Here is a 15,842-nt window from a genome sequence, read left to right as displayed (position 1 = left end):
TCCTCCTAAAATATCTTCTTTATTCTTCTAATTCAATTTTGTGACTTAAGAATACCATAGTCAATGTTACAAATACATAAGCTTGAATTGCTCCAATAAATAATGAGAAGCCAATCCAAATCATTTCTAATGGAATTGCTAGCGGTAATGCTAACCACCCCATATTATTTACCATCGAAACGATCAATCCTAAAAGAACTTCCCCCGCGAAAATATTTCCATATAAACGCAAACCTAAACTAATTACATTGGTAAACTCTTCCAAAAGTTTAATTGGGAGAATAATACTTACTGGTGTAAGATATGAGTTTTTAAAATAGGTTTTGAATCCCAGCTCCTTCACACCAAAATAATGTGTTAACAAGATAACCATTAACGCCAAACTCAATGTCACAAAGGGATCCGCAGTTGGACTTTTCCATAGATTAATTTCGTCGGCTGTCACAATTTTTGTCACTAAACCAATTTCATTTGCTACTAAAATAAAGAGAAACAGCGTAAAACCTAAGAAATGGTAATTATTAATATCTTTCTTAGGTAACTGATCTGAAACAATCCCTCGAACAAAGTCAATTGCATATTCAATAAAATTTTGCTTACCTGTCGGTTTCATTTTTAAATTACGTGTGCAAATAAAAACAACAGCAAAAACGATAATACACGTAAGTAACGTCATGAGTATGACTGTTCCATCAAACCAAATGGGACCTATTTGAAACAGCAGTGAACGTTCTTCCAAAATTTCTCACCTCTTTTCCTATAATCTGCACACTTGTGAAAAAAAATAGTTTGTGCAATTTTTTTCACAGTTGTAGTAACAATCGGTATCATACCACCATATAAGGAAAATTTCAAAGTTTTTTCAGTAAAATAGGACATTTCAGCCTATTTGAAAAACGAATCAAAAATTAAGAAAAGCTAAATTTTATTAATAATAACATTTATACAAACAAAAAAAGCAATTTTCACAACCGATTTTGCACATTTCGTAACAAGCATGTGGGAAATAAAGAAAAGACCATCTTTTCTTTATTTCCAAAGAATATCAGAAGTTTTTCATCACACGCTGCAATTGACGATCTTGATCTTTTCGTTTTAATGTTTCTCGCTTATCGTAATCGCGTTTTCCTTTAGCTAATCCAATTAACACTTTAGCATAACCATCTTTTAGGTAAACTTTTAATGGAACAATTGTCATCCCAGTATTTTTCGTTTCACCTAATAATTTCGTTATTTGCTTCTTATGAAGAAGTAATTTACGAGTACGTAAAGGATCATGATTGAAGATATTCCCTTGTTCATATGGACTGATATGCACGTTATAGAGAAAAGCTTCTCCGTTACGAATACGGACAAATCCATCTTTTAAGTTAATTCGACTATTCCGAATAGATTTTATTTCCGTTCCTTGTAAAACAATCCCCGCCTCAATAGTGTCGACAATAGTATAATCATGTCTTGCTTTTCTGTTTTGTGCAATGAGATTTCCTTCACCTTTTGGCATTGTGTTTCCTCCAATTACCTACTATTTTTTCTTATCGGCTTTTTTTCCCTTTTTTTTAACTACACTTTTGTAAAAAGGTTTCTTTTTCCCTTTTTTATGTTTCTCTTTTGGTTTTTTGCCGTATTTTGTTTCTTTTTCCTCTGTTGATTTATACTGTTTTTTTGGTTTATTTCGTCTTTGTCTACGATTCTTATTGATATCTGTTAATGATGGAATATCTTCTGCTTCGATCAACTCAAAATCAATTTCTCGTGTTTCTGGATCAGCTTTTACAACACGAATACGTACTTTTTGACCAATTTTGAAAGTCATGCCCGTACGTTCACCAACTAATGCCAAATGGTTTTCCAAATAATGGAAGTAGTCTTGTTTCAAGTCATTGATATGAATTAATCCTTCAATCGTATTTGGTAATTCAATGAATAATCCAAATTTGACAACCGAGCTAATAATCCCATCAAACTCTTCATCGATATGATCTGCCATAAATTCGGCTTTTTTCAACGAATCCACTTCACGTTCCGCTTCCACTGCGCGTCGCTCCATTTGCGAGCTATGCAGGGCAATATCCGGTAGCGCTTCTGCCCATTTTTCTTGATTTTCTTCGGTTCGATCTTGTGCATAAGAACGAATCAAACGATGAACAATCAAATCTGGATAACGACGAATTGGTGAGGTAAAATGCGTATAATAGTCGGCTGCTAGACCATAGTGACCATAGTTTTCTTCTGAATATTTTGCTTGTTGCATACTACGTAATAGCATCGTATTAATCACCATAGACTCTGGTTTATCTGCAACATCTTCCACTACTTTTTGTAAATCTTTTGGAGTAATTGAACCTTTCGTTTGTTTGACTAAAATACCCAAGGCTGCTGCAAAATCAAAGAAACGACGTAACTTTTCTTCTTTGGGATCTTCATGAATACGATAAATGAACGGTAGTTTTCGACTATTAAAATGTTCTGCTACTGTTTCGTTAGCTGCTAACATAAACGATTCAATTAATCGTTCCCCAATTCCTCTTGTACGAAGTTGGATTTCTAATGGATGACCTTCTGAGTCAACTAACACTTTTGCTTCATTATCTTCAAATGAAACTGCTCCACGACGCACACGCATCGCTTCTAAAATTTCATGCAATTGCCTCATTTCTTGAAACATTGGAACTAATGCTCGATAGCGTTCCATTATCTCTGAATCTTGCTCCTCCAAAATAGCATTGACTGCTGTATATGTCATCCGCTCTGTTGTTTGGATAATGCTTTGAAAAATCTCGTGGGAAATAACATGACCTTCTGGGCTAATTTCCATTTCACAACTCATTGCTAAACGAGGAACATGAGGATTTAACGAGCAAATTCCGTTTGATAAGCGTTGTGGCAACATGGGAATCACTCGGTCTGTTAAGTACACACTTGTGCCACGTTCAAAAGCTTCTTTATCTAACTGACTATCTTCGGTCACATAATAAGAAACATCTGCAATATGCACACCCAAGAAATAATTGCCGTTGGCTAATTTTTTCACTGTCACTGCATCATCTAAATCTTTGGCATCTTCACCATCAATTGTCACGATAAGTTGATCACGTAAATCTCTACGTTCTGGGAAATCTTTCGGATCAATTTCATCAGGTACCGCATTCGCTTCCGCCAAAACTTCTTCTGGAAATTTAGTCGGAATGCCATTGGCAACAACGATAGATAAAATGTCCATTCCTGGATCATTTTTGTGGCCAATAACTTGCTTCACAATCCCTTCCAAACTTGTGGCATAATCTTTTTCAGGATAATGAGTAATTTCAACACTCACAATACTACCATCAACTGGACGAATACCTTCCGCTGCAATAAATACTTGTAATTCTTCTAATTTTTTATCTTTTGGTTTAACCACACCATACAAGTCAGATTCTTTAATTTCTTCTTCTGAAAATAACGTAAATTCACCGACAATTTGGCTAGCTTGTCGTTTGCGTACTTCGACAACTTTCCCTTCGGCCCCTCGATCTCCAAACGGATCTGCAGGTTTCACAATGTCGATGGCAACGGTGTCACCATCCATCGCATAACCGGTCGCTTCTTTCGGGATAAATACATCTGCTTCTTCAGGATCAATTGTCACAAAACCAAAGCCTCGACTATTCGCTCGAAAGGTTCCTTCAACGACAACTTGTTTTTGTGGAAGCTTTATCTTTCCTTTCTTATTGAAAATAATTAATTTTTCTCTTTCCATTGTCGCTATAGTTTGCACCAAAGCTTTAAAATCGTCACTTTTTTGCAAATGAAGATTTTCTGCTAGTTCTTCCATTGAAAAACTTTGCTTGCGACTCTGTTCCATAAAGAGCAAAATTTTTGTTTTTATGGTTTCTTTCATAATTTTTATTCCCCATTCCAAGACAAGCTCTCTATAAAAGCTAATACGTCTTTTTCAAATTCTTTTCTTTCTTGATCTACGGTAATAACATGACCACTATTTGGATACCATTGCACCGTAATTTTTGTTTGAGCAAGTGCTTGAGCTGTCCGGTAGACAGTTTCGGGAGCAATCATTTTATCTTGACCTGCTTGGGCTAAAAAAACAGGAATTGTAATATTGGCTAATTTTGCTTGTACCTCACTTGCAAAAGTTTCAATTGCTGCCAGTTGCTTCACAGCATCTTCTTTAATAACTGACATCATACGTTGTTGCTCCTCAACTGAAAAATCAGAGTAACTCAATACTTTTTCAGCATAACGAATAAAATTCTCAGGTACACTATTTTCTGTTTTAAAAATTGGCGAACAAAAAGCTCCTCCACCAACAATCGCTGGATCATTCAGGGTAAGTGCGCCCATTGCCATAATACCACCCATAGACAAACCTAAAACAGCAATTTCTTGGTAGCCTTTGTCTTTTAAAAATTGAATTGCTGTCTTCGTATTTTCAAACCATGTATTGACCTCTTCATTTAAAATATCTTGCGGATTCAATGTGCCATGACCTGCAAACATTGGTGAATATACTGTATAATTTTCTTGTTCTAAATATCTACAAAGCATCCTCACATCATTTGGACTACCAGAGTAAGCATGCAATAATAAGACTGCTCTAGCGCCATGTTCAGCAAAGAGCGGTTTAGGTAAACTCATTTTTTTCATTTTCAACACCTCAGTACTCATTTTACCACATTTAAAACTAAAAAAAGAGCTTGAGAAATTATCGTCTCAAACTCTTTTTATTATCTAGTCGATGATAGTAATACTAATACAAATAGTAATACTAACCAAACAGCACCCAAGATAGCTGTTGCTCGTTGCATGACAGCTTCAAACCCACGTGCTTTTTGTTTACCAAAAAGTTGATCTGCACCACCAGTAAATGCACTTGCTGCACTATTTTGCTTACTTGGCTGCATCATGATTGCGATAATTAAAATAATTGAAAGTACAATAACTGTTCCTAATATAAAGTTATACACGTTTGGAACCTCCTGCCTATTATTCGTCTAATATACTTTAGCACATTTTCAATTGATTGACTAGTGAAAGTCTTGTTTTTAAGATACGAGTGTTACGATACTACAATGACATGCAGTCAAAAAATCACAGTACTGGAAACTTATAAAGACCTCCTTGATTGTAAAGAGTATGCATGCTCGTATAAAGTAGAAGTTTTTTCATAAGTTTATAGTATCTACTAGCTAATTTTCCAATTTATTATTTATAGAACATACTCCTAAGTAATTTCAATGCGTGCACTCATAAAGAGTGCAACAATTGTTTATCATCATTTGTGATTCGATAGTCTAAATTTCAATCCATGCACTCATAAAGAGTGCAACTAGCGTAATCATAAGATGGGAAATACTCGTCAATATTTCAATCCATGCACTCATAAAGAGTGCAACGTTGGAAGAATTAGTAGATGAATACGACTATCCATTTATTTCAATCCATGCACTCATAAAGAGTGCAACATCGCATCACGTTCTGCCTCAGCGTCCATTTTTTATTTCAATCCATGCACTCATAAAGAGTGCAACAGCTTATATTTATGGTGTGTTTGTTGATACGAAAATTTCAATCCATGCACTCATAAAGAGTGCAACGCGTACCTGAGACAAGAGTCAACTGAGGACACTGCTATTTCAATCCATGCACTCATAAAGAGTGCAACTAACCACCAATATGGTGGTATTATATAAATATAATTTCAATCCATGCACTCATAAAGAGTGCAACAAGATTATTGATAATGATAGTGAGAATATCGAAATTTCAATCCATGCACTCATAAAGAGTGCAACCTTGATTAGACGGTCAAATGACTTGGCTAATGGTTCATTTCAATCCATGCACTCATAAAGAGTGCAACATTAGGAGTTGATTACATGGAGAATTATATCAAAATTTCAATCCATGCACTCATAAAGAGTGCAACGGCGATTTTTTCGTAAAACAAGTCAAAAACCCTACTTATTTTTGATAAACATCGCCCAATTATATTTTTTTCTGATAATAAAAATATAATCGTATTTATTCTCTCATCATTTTTTCATTTTACCTCTTTTTTTCAGTGCGAATCTCCCAGGGAATTTCTGGGAGCATAGGGTTCGCACCACGTGATAACAGATTAATCCGTTCGTTTCTCTCAACTTGTCTACACTATTACTATACAATCAATTCTGCTACTTTGCACGTAATGATTTCATTAAAAAGAAAAAAGTCAAAAACCAACAGTTTCTGACTTTTTCTAACATTAATCCAATACTAACGCTTTTTGTTCCAATAATTGATTCACTTCTGAAGACAGGGATAAAAATTGGGCTTGGTCACCGTTTTCTAAAGCATCATCAATTTGTTGATAGAGTTCCGCTATCCGTGCTTCGATATCTTCCTTTACAAAAAAATCTGCTACTTTAGAAGTCATTTCTGTATCTAACGTCTCATTCCAACGATGAAACGGATTGTCTTCTAATACAGCTAAAAACAAGCTATTTTCCCACGAATTAGCAAATCGACACTCCAAATACAAAGGTTCTTTCCAGTTTAAACGTATTTCATGAAAAATTTGATCGCTGTCTACAAAAACTTTTCCTTCTAAAAAAAGAGAAATAGGATTTCCGATATGTTTATTTGTCTGCATACAAATTCCACGTGGTGTTTTTTCAGCGTGTTCCACAATATGAACATTTTTCAAAATTGTTTCATGGGTCGCTAAATAGTTTAAAATCCACGAAACTTCCCGTCGTGCAAAAGATTCATGTGATGCCAACCAATTTAAAAATTGCTTTTTGTCTGTTATGTTGATGGTCATGTATATTTCACCTATCTTTCCAACAAGTCATCTAGAATCGATTGGACCTCCATATCACCTGGTTCATGTGATAAGTAATGTTGCAACAATTGAGTTGCTTCTTCTAAGCGACCTTCTTCGCGTAAAAATACGCCATATTCTTTCATGAATTCGGGCTCATGGTGTAAAGTTGCGTTTGCTTCTTCATAATATTTTGCCGCAGAATCGAACTCTTCTAATTCATTATACGCATGCGCTAAATTCCAAAGAGCATATGGATTGTCTGTCTCTTCCATCCGTTGAATGGTTTCGATAACTTCTTCAAACATCGACTCATTTAAATATAAATTACTTAACGTTAATAACGTTTCATCTTCTTTTTCGCCCGTTTCCAAAGCTTTTATTAAATATTCTTCGGCTTTTTTTACATCATGTAGACGATAGCTATTTTCTGAAGCAAAATGGTATAAATCTACTTGGAACGGATTTTCTTTAATCCCTTCCTCTATAACTTCTTGCGCTTCTTCTAGTAATTCTTCCTCTTGTAACGCTTCTGCTAAATACAGATAGAGCGCTTGATATTGTGGATTCATTGCGCGCAATTGTTGTAAATAGAAAATGGCTTTTTCATTTTCTTTTAATTGCAAATACACAAAAGCCGTTTGGAATAAACGATCATCCGTCTGTTCTTCCTCTAATGCTTCTTCCAAAAAGACAACCGCTTCTTCAAATTTACCTTGCATACTTAAAGCCGAGCCAATTCGTTCTGCTATTGAAATATTCGCAATTGATTGCTCCTCACCACTGAATAACAAACGATACAATTGTTCTGCTTCAGCAAATTTATCTGTTGAAAAATAAAGCTCTGCTAAAGCAAATTGAATAAGACTCTCTTCAGGTAACAATTGAGCGGCTTCTTTTAATTTGGCTTCACTTACTTCGGGAATTCCCAAAACTTGATACAAATCAGCTGTAATCAATAACGCTTGCGGATAATTCTCATTGTCTGCAGAAATAGACTCTAAATGCTCAAAAGCTTCTTCAATTTGATTATTTTCAATCGCGATTTCTGCCAATGACAAATGATACATTTCTTCATTTGGTTGGCGTGTTTGTAAGGTTTCAAAAATCGTCTTAGCTTCTTCTAAAAAACCAATGGCAAATAACTCTTCTCCCAATTCTGCTAGAATAGCTGAATCGTCCTTTTTTAATGCCTCCGCTAATGCTAATTGCGCTTCGGCTAAATCTTCATTATGCAATGCTTGTAACATTTTTTCACTATATGTCATTCTTTTTTCCCTCAAATCTCCATAACCAGTTTCTGGTAATGTTCTATGGCTTGAATCAACTGTTTTTCTTTGATTGATTCTCGTACACCTATTGTACCAATTTCCGATAAAACCACCAACTCAGGATACTTATCTTGTAAATGTAACACATTTTGCAAGTATTCAGCAACCGAAATTTGTGATGGAAAATCAATAGGAAAACCGAGATGTTTTAACCAAATCATAAAATTTTTAATATGAAAGGATGAGTCTATCACTTCTAAATTCCAAAATAAATGCAACAACATTCCTAAAAAGCGTTTCATATTTTCTGAAAGCAAATGTCCATTTGTAGTGATATAAAAAGCTTCTTCAAACAATTTCCCAAACATATCAATTTCAACGGCTGATTTTTGATACAGTTGCGTTAACCCTTCAACAAAAACAGTAAAAGAAGTGGCATGTAATTGTTTTGTCGTTGAAAAACTTCGAAATAACGCATGCAATAAGGGATAATCACAAACAAGAGCAGCACGAACAAAAATTTGCAAATCCACTAATTTCCCTTCATTTTGCTTGGCAATAATCGTTTGGTCTAAAAAAATACGAGTAGGTAAATTTTCTTGTTTTAAAATCAGTTCCATCGGTTGCTTATAAATATATCTTTCTTCCATCAAAGCCATCGCATAAGACTGCAAAGAAACCGGCAATGCCCAAAATTCAGCCTTTAAAATAGTTGTTTGTTGCAAGAAACCGGTCAATTGCATTACACCTTCATTCCCAAAACCAATAAATAAATAGTTTTCTTGCGGTGAAAATGGCTCTAAAAAATGTAAAATATCCATCATTTCTTGTACATGATTGCTATATAACAAATTACTACATACATACCAATCAATGGTTTGCGTAGAGAAAAGACGTTGAATCTTATCAAAGAAACGATCATAATATCGTTGATTTGTAAAAATAATAATGTGTTTTCCTTGATACATGTCACGCTTAATACTGGTTGATAAAATTTCACCGAAAACAATCGTTGTTTCCTTTGTCTTTTTCTTGTAATTAAGCTGCATACTTTCCCTCCTATTCCAAAACCATTGGTTATATTATTTTTATTATACCATGTCTCACATCATGCAAAAAAAGCAAAATCTCGAAAGATTTTGCTTTTTTCATTAAACAAGTAAGGTGAATAACGATTGGTTTTCACTCAAATCAATATAGGTTGGATCAAATTCTGCGATGCGTTCAAATAAGCTCGGTACATCTTCCCGTGTTTTTGATAAGACACCTAGAACAACTGGTCCTGAACCACGATTAATTTTCTTCGTATATTCAAAACGAGTAATATCATCATCTGGTCCCAACACCTCACTAACGAACTCTTTCAAAGCTCCTGGACGTTGCGGGAAATTGATAACAAAATAATTCATTAATCCTTGATAAATTAATGAACGTTCTTCAATTTCTGCCATTCGATTAATGTCATTATTTCCACCGCTGATGATACAAATCACTGTTTTTCCTTTGATGTCCTCTTTCATGGCTTCTAATGCACTCACACTTAATGCTCCCGCAGGCTCAGCAACAATGGCTTGTTTGGTATATAACTCTAAAATTGTTGTACATACCAAACCTTCATCTACTGCTAACAATCGGTCAACATGTTCTTTTGCATGCTGATACGTAAGTTGTCCGACTTCTTTCACAGCTGCTCCGTCTACAAATTTATCAATATTCTCTAGTGGCACAGGTGAACCGTAATCAAAAGCCTTTTGCATAGAAGGTGCACCTTTTGGCTCCACACCAATAATCTGTGTAATTGGACTGACGTCTTTTACATAAGTACTTACGCCACTAATTAATCCTCCACCGCCAATGGCTGCAAACACATAATCTGGTTGGTAGCTTTCTTTTTGTGCATCTGCCATCATTTCGACGGCTAAAGTGCCTTGACCTGCAATAATAGCAGAATCATCGAATGGATCAATAAATGCCATACCATGTTCTTCTGCATATGCTTTAGCTGCAGCCGCCGAAGCATCAAAAGTATCACCTACTAATTGAATTGTCGCATTATCCCCACCAAAAAAAGAAACTTGTGAAACTTTTTGTTGAGGTGTTGTACTTGGCATAAAAATGACAGCTTGCGCATCAATTTCACGACAAGTATATGCCACCCCTTGTGCATGGTTGCCTGCACTTGCGCAGACAACCCCATTTTCTAATTCTTCTTTTGGTCGTTGCATAATAGCATAATATGCACCGCGTAATTTAAAAGAACGTACTTTTTGTAAATCTTCACGTTTTAGTAAGATTGTTGCTTGATATTTTTCTGATAAATATCGATCATATTGTAATGGTGTATGGGTAACAGCTGATTTGAGTAGCTGATACGCGTTGTCTACATCATTTCTTGTTACTAACCCCAAATTATTCACCCCTACTTAGTTCTTTTTTAGTCGATTGTTTTTACGAAAGGCATCATTTTTCTCAATTCAGCACCAACGGCTTCAATTTGATGACCTGCGCGTTCTTTACGCATTTTGTTAAATTCTGGGAAGCCATTTTCATTATCTTCTACAAAGTTTCTTGCAAATGTACCATTTTGGATGTCTGTTAGAACGTCCTTCATGTTTGCTTTGGCAACTTCTGTGATAACACGTGGTCCAGAAACGTAATCACCGTATTCAGCTGTATTTGAGATTGAATTACGCATTTTAGCGAATCCTCCTTCATAAATAAGGTCGATGATTAATTTCATTTCATGACAAACTTCAAAGTAAGCCAATTCTGGTTGGTAACCAGCTTCTACTAGTGTTTCAAAACCTGCTTCAATCAAGCTAGTTAAGCCACCACATAATACAGCTTGTTCACCAAACAAGTCAGTTTCTGTTTCTTCTTTAAATGTTGTTTCTAATACACCTACACGAGTTGCGCCAATCCCTTTTGCATAAGACAATGCTTTATCTGTTGCTTTACCAGAAGCATCTTGATACACAGCGAACAATGCTGGTACTGCAAATCCGTCAACAAATGTACGACGAACTAAATGACCTGGTCCTTTCGGTGCAACTAAAAATACATCCACATCTGCTGGTGGTGTAATAACATCAAAGTGGATGTTAAATCCATGAGCGAAAACCAATGAGTTTCCTGCTTCTAAATTAGGGGCAATTTCTTTTTCATACAATCCACCTTGAATTTCATCAGGTGCTAAAATCATGATGACATCTGCTTGTTTAGCAGCTTCATTTACTTCAAAAACATCAAACCCATCTTCGCGGGCTGCTTCTGCTGATTTACCTTCACGAATACCGATGATAACTTGGTGGCCATTATCTCGTAAATTTTGTGCATGCGCATGTCCTTGTGAACCATACCCAACTACTGCAATTGTACTTCCTTCTAGTGCGTTTTCCGCTACTGCATCATCATAATAAACTTTTACCATATTCTATTTCCCTCCAAAGTTATACTCTCGTTTTTTCTATATTTATTAAAAGCAATTTAATGCGATTAACCTCTTGTCAGTCCGGTAATTCCGGTTCTTGCTAACTGTTTGATACCATACGGACGTAATACGTCAATAAAAGCATCAATTTTGTCGTGAGTGCCAACGACTTGCACGATAATTGTTTTTTGTGCAACATCGACAATATCTGCTCGAAATGGTGCAATCACTGCTTGAATCTCTGAACGTGATGTTGGCGGTGCACTTACTTTAATCAATGCCAGCTCGCGTTCAATATGCGGATCATTTGTGATATCAGATACTTTCACAACTTCAATTTGTTTATTCAATTGTTTGGTTACTTGTTCTGCCTCTGATAATGTCTCCACATTTACCACGATAGTCATTCGCGAAATTTCAGATTCAACAAGACCTACTGAAATACTCTCAATATTTACTTGTCGGCGGTTCAAAACACTCGTAATACGGCTAAGTACACCTGATTTGTTATAAACCATCGCCATCATAATTCGTCTCATTTTACTCCACCCCTATCATCTGATCGTTCGGAATACCTGCTGGTACCATTGGCATTACGTGTTCTGTGTTCGATACAATTACCTCAATTAGCATTGGGCCTTCTTTAGCAAAGGCTTCTTCCAATTCATCATCAAGTGTTGCTGGATTTGAAATGCGAACCGCATCGATTCCATACGCATCTGCCAATTTGATAAAATCTGGTTGCCCAGAAAAAACAGACGAAGAGCGACGTTCATTGTGGAAACTTTCCTGCCATTGTCGAACCATTCCTAAAGAACCATTGTTAATCAAAACAAACTTAACATTCAATCCATTTTCATTTAAGATAGCAAATTCTTGATTCGTCATTTGGAAACCACCGTCACCCACAAATACAACAACCGGACGGTCACGGTAGGCAAATTGCGCGCCAATTCCAGCAGGAATACCAAAGCCCATTGTTCCTAACCCACCACTGGTAATTAATTGATTTGGGAAATTAAATGGATAGTATTGTGCTACCCACATTTGATGTTGCCCAACATCTGTTGAGACAAAGGCTTGCCCTTTTGTAATTTCACCAACTTTTTCAATCACTCGTTGCGGTTTAATCTCTGATTGATCTTCACGATTAAAAGTAAATGGGTAGCGTGCTTTGCGCTGCTGACAAAGTTCTTGCCATTGTGTACTATCCACATCAAATGGCTCAAAAGTTAATAGCTGCTCGAGTGCTTTTTTCGCGTCCCCTACAATTGGAATATCCGTCTTAATAATTTTACCAATTTCAGCTGGATCAATGTCAATATGCGCAATCGTCGCTCCTGTTGCAAATTGACTTGGACACGTAGCTAAACGGTCATCAAAACGACTTCCAATATTAATTAACAAATCACATTCAGCTAGTGCCATATTTGCGGCATAGCTACCATGCATGCCACCCATTCCTAAGAAATAAGGAAAGTTGGCAGGCACAGTCCCTAATCCTAGCAAAGTAGTAACCGTCGGTAGTTTATATCGTTCAACAAACGTTTGTAGTTCTTGTGCGGCATTTGCTGCAGTCACACCAGCACCAGCTAAAACAATCGGTTTTTTCGCTTTTTTCAATTGTTCCATCAATCGATTAATCTGCATTTGTGAAGGAACCACCGTTGGTTGATAACTGATAAGATTTACAGGTTTCGTACGGTGTCGGTAAGTACCTTCAATAATTGAAATATCTTTTGGCAAATCAATCACAACAGGTCCTTTGCGACCAGTTGTCGCTATATGAAATGCTTCATCAATAATTTTTTCTAGTTCATCTACATCCCGAACTTGATAATTATGTTTGGTAATAGGCAATGTAATACCTAAAATATCTGCTTCTTGGAACGCATCTTTTCCAATTCCTGGGGTTGCTACCTGTCCAGTAAAAACAACTAAAGGAATCGAATCACCCATTGCATCTGCAATTCCAGTGACAACATTCGTTGCACCAGGACCACTAGTTACAATCACAACTCCTGGTTTGCCTGTTGCTTTCGCATATCCTTCTGCTGCGTGAACAGCACCTTGCTCATGACGCGTCAGAATATTAGGAATTTCTGCATCATATAACGCATCATATAATGGAAGTACGGCACCACCCGGATAGCCAAAAACTAATTCAACACCATGTTTTTGTAAACTTTTTAAAAGTACTTTGGCCCCTGACATAGTTTGAGATGTCTGCATATGCTCTTGATCCTTCATAGATTTTCCTCCTATTTTAGTTGATAGTAGTGTCAACTTCCTTTATTAATCTTCTGGTACACGCATGATGCCACCTGTATGAGCAGATGTTACTAATGCGGTGTATCTCGCTAACCAACCATGTTTTACTTTAAATTCAAATTTTGGACGTGATTGTTCACGCTGAGCTAATTCCTCATCCGAGACTTCCACATTCAATGTTCGATTAGTTAAATCAATATAAATAATATCGCCGTCTTTTACCAAACTTAATGGGCCGCCCGCTGCAGCTTCCGGTGAAACATGTCCAACAGCAATACCTCTAGTTGCTCCTGAGAAGCGTCCATCAGTAATTAAAGCAACATCTCGTCCTAAACCACGACCAACAATACTTGACGTAGGTGCTAACATCTCAGGCATTCCCGGACCTCCTTTTGGTCCTTCATAACGAATCACAACAACATGACCTTTTCTGACGGTTCCATTATCAATTGCTTCCACCGCTTCGTCATGTGTGCTAAAACAAATCGCTTCTCCTCTAAATTCATGTATGTCCGAATCAACACCACCAACTTTGATGACACTACCTTCTGGTGCAATGTTTCCATAAAGGATAGATAATCCACCAACTGGACTATACGGATTCTCTTTTGGATGAATTACCTCTGTGTTATGAATGACTGAATCTTTGACATTTTCACGGATTGTTTTCCCAGTTACCGTGATTCGATCTGGATGAATCGCACCTTCGATATCACAAAGTTCACGAATAATTGCTGACACGCCGCCGGCTTCATGTACATCATGCATCGAATAAGCAGAAGATGGTGCTATTTTTGAAAGATATGGTACTCGTTTGGCAATTTCATTGACATCAGCTAAGTTGTAATCAATTTCCCCTTCGTTAGCAATAGCTAATGTATGAAGAACGGTATTTGTTGAGCCTCCCATCGCCATGTCTAGTGCAAATGCATCATCAATCGCTTCTTTCGTTACGATGTCACGTGGTTTGATTTGTTTTTTCACTAAATCCATTAAACGAAATGCCGCTTGACGAACAAGTTCGCGACGATCTTCCGAAACTGCTAATGTTGTCCCATTTCCTGGTAAAGCTAATCCTAAAATTTCCAACAAGCAATTCATTGAATTCGCTGTAAACATCCCGGCACATGACCCACACGTTGGGCAAGCATTTTCTTCCATAAATTTAAATTCTTCAGCTGACATCGTTCCAGCTTTATGTGCGCCCACTGCTTCAAACATATTAGATAAAGTAATTTGATGTCCACGAGGGTCAACACCTGCCTTCATTGGACCGCCCGAACAAAAAATCGCTGGCACGTTTGTTCGCATTGCTGCCATAATCATCCCCGGTGTAATCTTGTCACAATTCGGCATGTAGAAGACACCATCAAACCAATGCGCATTGATTACTGTCTCTGCGGAGTCACAAATTAGTTCTCGACTAGGTAATGAGTAACGCATTCCGATATGTCCCATTGCAATACCATCATCCACACCAATTGTATTAAATTCGAATGGAATTCCCCCGGCTTCTCGGATTGCTTCTTTAGCAACATCGGCCAGTTCTCTTAAATGAACATGCCCCGGAACAATATCAATATATGAATTACAAATTGCGATAAATGGTTTATTCATATCTTGAATATTTTTTACTTGTCCTGTCGCATATAATAAACTTCTAGCTGGTGCTGCATCGATTCCTTTTTTTATTTGATCACTTCTCATAGTCTCACTCCTAGTTCCTAACAACCTATTAAATTTTATTCCAACTAATTCTCTGAATAGTTGACTAGCTTTTTCTGAAAAAAAGAGCATCCTTCTAACGAGTAGAATGGGATGCTCTTTTGTAAGAATCCCATTCATTAACACAAATAGGACTCAAACAACCGGATTGTTTTTTCCGTGTTCTAAGTCCGTTTACCTAATAATGACTAATAAGTAGTGTCTTTCTTTGTGCATATGAATCGTCTCCTTACAATTGAAAAATCTAATTTATTTTATTGATTTTTTACAATATAACGTGTATCAAAATAAAAGTCAATGAATTTTCTGAATTTTTTTTATTTTCTGCACTAATTAATAA

Annotated in this window: 13 protein-coding genes and 1 CRISPR repeat array; all 13 genes read right to left on the bottom strand. The window is 36.5% G+C overall.

Annotated features, from left to right (window positions below):
• Window positions 1–19 precede the first annotated feature (19 nt).
• A complete protein-coding gene (gene atpB, locus BAU17_RS01980) occupies window positions 20–739 on the bottom strand; it encodes a F0F1 ATP synthase subunit A (protein WP_161901141.1) in 720 nt (239 codons plus the stop codon).
• Between the two features lie 306 nt (window positions 740–1,045).
• A complete protein-coding gene (gene smpB, locus BAU17_RS01975; RefSeq protein WP_161901140.1) occupies window positions 1,046–1,504 on the bottom strand; it encodes an SsrA-binding protein SmpB in 459 nt (152 codons plus the stop codon).
• A gap of 21 nt (window positions 1,505–1,525) precedes the next feature.
• Window positions 1,526–3,886 (bottom strand): ribonuclease R, encoded by a 2,361-nt coding sequence (gene rnr, locus BAU17_RS01970; protein WP_202622262.1) that lies wholly within the window; start codon window positions 3,884–3,886, stop codon window positions 1,526–1,528.
• Window positions 3,887–3,888: 2 nt separating this feature from the next.
• Window positions 3,889–4,647 carry an alpha/beta hydrolase gene (locus BAU17_RS01965; RefSeq protein ID WP_161901138.1) on the bottom strand — a complete coding sequence of 253 codons (759 nt, stop codon included), beginning with the start codon at window positions 4,645–4,647 and terminating at the stop codon, window positions 3,889–3,891.
• An 80-nt stretch (window positions 4,648–4,727) separates the two neighbouring features.
• Complete coding sequence (secG, locus tag BAU17_RS01960) at window positions 4,728–4,967, bottom strand: preprotein translocase subunit SecG (RefSeq protein WP_161901137.1); 240 nt, start codon at window positions 4,965–4,967, stop codon at window positions 4,728–4,730.
• A gap of 264 nt (window positions 4,968–5,231) precedes the next feature.
• Window positions 5,232–5,929: a CRISPR direct-repeat array (repeat unit 32 nt; unit sequence ATTTCAATCCATGCACTCATAAAGAGTGCAAC).
• Window positions 5,930–6,247: 318 nt separating this feature from the next.
• Complete coding sequence (locus BAU17_RS01955; protein WP_161901136.1) at window positions 6,248–6,805, bottom strand: YpiB family protein; 558 nt, start codon at window positions 6,803–6,805, stop codon at window positions 6,248–6,250.
• Between the two features lie 11 nt (window positions 6,806–6,816).
• On the bottom strand, window positions 6,817–8,073 hold the full coding sequence (locus BAU17_RS01950; RefSeq protein ID WP_161901135.1) for a tetratricopeptide repeat protein: 1,257 nt from the start codon (window positions 8,071–8,073) through the stop codon (window positions 6,817–6,819).
• Between the two features lie 11 nt (window positions 8,074–8,084).
• Window positions 8,085–9,125 carry a hypothetical protein gene (locus tag BAU17_RS01945; protein ID WP_161901134.1) on the bottom strand — a complete coding sequence of 347 codons (1,041 nt, stop codon included), beginning with the start codon at window positions 9,123–9,125 and terminating at the stop codon, window positions 8,085–8,087.
• 102 nt (window positions 9,126–9,227) lie between these two features.
• Window positions 9,228–10,484, bottom strand: coding sequence for a threonine ammonia-lyase IlvA (gene ilvA, locus BAU17_RS01940; protein ID WP_161901133.1), 1,257 nt, complete (start codon window positions 10,482–10,484; stop codon window positions 9,228–9,230).
• A gap of 26 nt (window positions 10,485–10,510) precedes the next feature.
• Window positions 10,511–11,506 (bottom strand): ketol-acid reductoisomerase, encoded by a 996-nt coding sequence (gene ilvC / locus BAU17_RS01935; RefSeq protein ID WP_161901132.1) that lies wholly within the window; start codon window positions 11,504–11,506, stop codon window positions 10,511–10,513.
• A gap of 65 nt (window positions 11,507–11,571) precedes the next feature.
• The gene (gene ilvN, locus BAU17_RS01930) at window positions 11,572–12,045 is read right to left on the bottom strand and encodes an acetolactate synthase small subunit (RefSeq protein WP_161901131.1); all 474 of its coding nucleotides are present in this window, start codon (window positions 12,043–12,045) and stop codon (window positions 11,572–11,574) included.
• 1 nt (window position 12,046) lies between these two features.
• Window positions 12,047–13,738 (bottom strand): biosynthetic-type acetolactate synthase large subunit, encoded by a 1,692-nt coding sequence (ilvB, locus tag BAU17_RS01925; RefSeq protein ID WP_418904812.1) that lies wholly within the window; start codon window positions 13,736–13,738, stop codon window positions 12,047–12,049.
• A 63-nt stretch (window positions 13,739–13,801) separates the two neighbouring features.
• A complete protein-coding gene (ilvD, locus tag BAU17_RS01920; protein WP_161901129.1) occupies window positions 13,802–15,484 on the bottom strand; it encodes a dihydroxy-acid dehydratase in 1,683 nt (560 codons plus the stop codon).
• Window positions 15,485–15,842 lie beyond the last annotated feature (358 nt).

It is taken from the genome of Candidatus Enterococcus willemsii (genome assembly GCF_009933335.1).
GTDB lineage: Bacteria > Bacillota > Bacilli > Lactobacillales > Enterococcaceae > Enterococcus_F > Enterococcus_F willemsii.
The sequence above is the reverse complement of the archived record's forward strand: the minus strand, read 5'-3'. Positions and strand labels throughout refer to the sequence as shown.